We start from the raw sequence: 2736 nt of genomic DNA on the forward strand, positions 1-2736 counted from the left end.
GGGGGGGACAAGCGGCGATCAAGGCCGCTGGGGTTTCACCGAAGTACCGAACGTATTGCCCATGCGCACACTGGTCGCTGCGGGCGTAGAGAGCCCGATCTGGTTCGGCTTGCGTTTGTCGATGGGCACCTGTTGCGCTTGCTGGTTCTTTTGCGTGGCCTTGGCGGCGTCCGGGTTGTTGCTCATCTGCTGGCTCAGGCAGCCATAGTCCGGTGCCTTGTAGCCATCCACGTTGACCTCGGTGCAGCCATTCGGCGTTCCTTCGGCGTGGGCCATCAGCGGCAGGGCAGCACACAGCAACAGGCTGGCGAGGGTCGGGAACAGGTTCATCGGTGCCTCCTGGCGAGCCCTGGGAAATGGGCCGGTATGGCTCAAAAGTGTAGTGCAGCGGGCTGCCCGTCACCGTGATGTTTTTTTTGCTGGCACCGTAACATCAGGTTCATAAACTGGCCTCAGGATGACGGTTTTGTAGGCTATGTCGGACGTGTTGCGATGCTGAGCAGGGGGGCTTGGAGGCGCGCGGGCTGCTGCCTGGCTCTGCTGTTGGGGCTGGCGCAGGCCGTGCGCGCCGAAGTGACCCTGGACCTGCCCGCGCAGAACCTGGATAGCGCCCTGCAGGCGTTCAGCCATGCCACCGGCATGGCGGTGCTGGTGGACCGCGAGTTGACCCGGGGCCGGCGCTCCATCGGCGTGCATGGCCGCTACAGTGCGCAGCAAGCCCTGGGCCTGCTGCTGACAGGGAGTGGCCTGATGGCGCGTTATGCCCGCAGCGATGCGTTCACCCTGCAAGTCCCCGAGGTCAGCCAGCCGGCCACGACGCGGGGGCTGAAGGCAGGGCATGCAGCACGGATCAACAACAGCTATGCCGCGGCCTTGCAGCAGGCGATCGAACGCAGTTTGTGCCGTTCGCCGCTGACCCGCCCCGGCAGTTTCCGGGCGCTGGTGCAGGTGTGGGTCAACGGTGACGGGGTGATCGAACACAGCCGCCTGGTCAGCTCCACCGGTGACCTGCAGCGTGACGAAGCGCTGGTACGCGGCCTGGGCGCCACCCGGGTCGAACGCCCGGCGCCCAGTTCGCTGCGCTTGCCGGTGACCTTACTTTTGATGCCCGATTCAACAGGAACACGCATGGAATGCACAGCAGGGGAAGGAGTTTCCGGGGCATGAAAGACACCGGCCACAGCATGATGGTCAGCCTGTTCCTGGCGTCCTACGAGGACTTCAAGGTACGCCTGCGCAAGCGCCTCGGGTCCGAGGACCTGGCCAACGACGTGCTGCACGAGACCTACCTGCGGGTCGACCGCATGGACGTACCGCCGAACCTGGCGCAACCCAATGCCTACCTGTATCGAATGGCGCTGAACATCGCCGCTGACCGACGCCAGGCGGATGCGCGACTGTTGACCGGCAGCGAAGTCGAAGAGCTGCTGCAAACCGTCGATGAAGCCCAGGACCCGTCGCGGGTGGTGGGTGGCCAGCGGGAAATCCAGTCGTTGCTCAAGGCCCTCTACGAACTGCCGGCGCGGCGGCGCCAGATCCTTATCGCGGCACGTCTGGAAGAGGCGCCACACCTGGAGATCTCCAGGCGTTTCGGGATTTCCACGCGCATGGTCGAAAAGGAAATCAAGGCGGGGCTGGGCCACTGTGCGCAGCGCCTTGAAAGAAAAGTGATCCAGCGGTTCGGTCCCGGGGCCGGAAAACCGTCTTAGTGATTGAGTCCCTGATAATCCGTTGAGTACCTGCGCGCTTGAACATTTTTAACCTCTCCGCTGCCCGTGCTGCGCCCAATAGCCCCCTGCACGATGAAGCGCGTGACTGGCTGGTGCTGCTGACGTCGGGCCGGGCCACCGTTGCTGATGCCAAGGCGTTGCGCCAGTGGTGCGCCCAGAGCCCGGAGCATGCCCGGGCGTTCGAGCAGGCCAAGGTGTTGTGGCAGCAATTGGCTCCCGCCGCCGAGCAGTTTTCCCGGCCGCGGCATTTTGGGCGGCGGGCGTTTTTGGGCGGGGCGATTGCGGCGTCGGCGGCGGTGTTGATGGTGCGGGTGACGGTGCCGGGTGGGTTTGCCGGGTTGACGGCGGATTACCGCACCGAGGTCGGGGAGCAGCGGCGGGTGGAGTTGGGTGATGGGGTTCGGCTGGAGCTCAATACGCAGACGCGGATCAGCCGGCGTGAGGGTGGGATTGAGTTGTTGGAGGGGGAGGTCGAGGTGCTGGCCGATACTGCGATGCCGCTTCAGGTTCAGGCGGGTGGAGGTTGGTTGAGTGCGGCTCGGGCACGGTTCAATGTGCGCAATACGGATCACAGTGTGTGTGTGACGTGTATTGATGGGGCGCTGTTGGTGGGTGTTGGGGGGCGTACGGTTCGGCTTGAGGGTGGGCGGCAGCTGACTTATGACGCCAGCGGTGTGGGTGAGCCGGTGGCGGTGGACGTGCAGGCTGTGGTGGCTTGGCGGGAGCAGGTGCTGGTGTTTGATAATGCGACGCTGGCGACGGTGGTGGATGAGATCAATCGCTATCGACCGGGGATGTTGCTGCTGATGAATGCGCAGTTGGGCAAGCGGCGGGTGCAGGCGCGGTTTAGTCTGCATCAGTTGGCGGGGGTGGCGCTTTTGATTCGCGATGCGTATGGGGCCAAGTGTACGGAGTTGCCTGGCGGTGTTGTTTTGTTGAGTTAGATCGGTGTGCATATCCGTTAGTTAGGTAACGGCTGCTTCAAAATCAAAAGCACAGCGGCCTC

Annotated in this window: 4 protein-coding genes; 3 read left to right on the plus strand and 1 reads right to left on the minus strand. The window is 63.8% G+C overall.

Annotated elements, in window-relative coordinates; all coding sequences use genetic code 11:
- Positions 1-18: 18 nt before the first annotated feature.
- Complete coding sequence (locus HX873_RS30185) at positions 19-330, minus strand: hypothetical protein (RefSeq protein WP_177123651.1); 312 nt, start codon at positions 328-330, stop codon at positions 19-21.
- 162 nt (positions 331-492) lie between these two features.
- Here HX873_RS30185 and HX873_RS30190 point away from each other — a divergent pair, with 162 nt between their 5' ends.
- From HX873_RS30190 to HX873_RS30200, 3 genes are read left to right on the plus strand one after another with little or no spacing between them, the layout of a single operon-like run.
- Complete coding sequence (locus HX873_RS30190) at positions 493-1167, plus strand: secretin and TonB N-terminal domain-containing protein (protein WP_177010051.1); 675 nt, start codon at positions 493-495, stop codon at positions 1165-1167.
- Entirely contained in the window at positions 1164-1709 is a 546-nt protein-coding gene (locus HX873_RS30195) for an RNA polymerase sigma factor (protein WP_102605758.1), read from the plus strand. The genes HX873_RS30190 and HX873_RS30195 overlap by 4 nt, the downstream gene beginning before the upstream one ends.
- 38 nt (positions 1710-1747) lie before the next feature.
- Positions 1748-2674: a FecR domain-containing protein gene (locus HX873_RS30200; RefSeq protein ID WP_177123652.1), complete on the plus strand. Its 927-nt coding sequence runs from the start codon at positions 1748-1750 to the stop codon at positions 2672-2674.
- Positions 2675-2736: the final 62 nt, after the last annotated feature.

Origin of the sequence: Pseudomonas sp. P7758 (assembly GCF_013386485.1) — a bacterium.
GTDB lineage: Bacteria > Pseudomonadota > Gammaproteobacteria > Pseudomonadales > Pseudomonadaceae > Aquipseudomonas.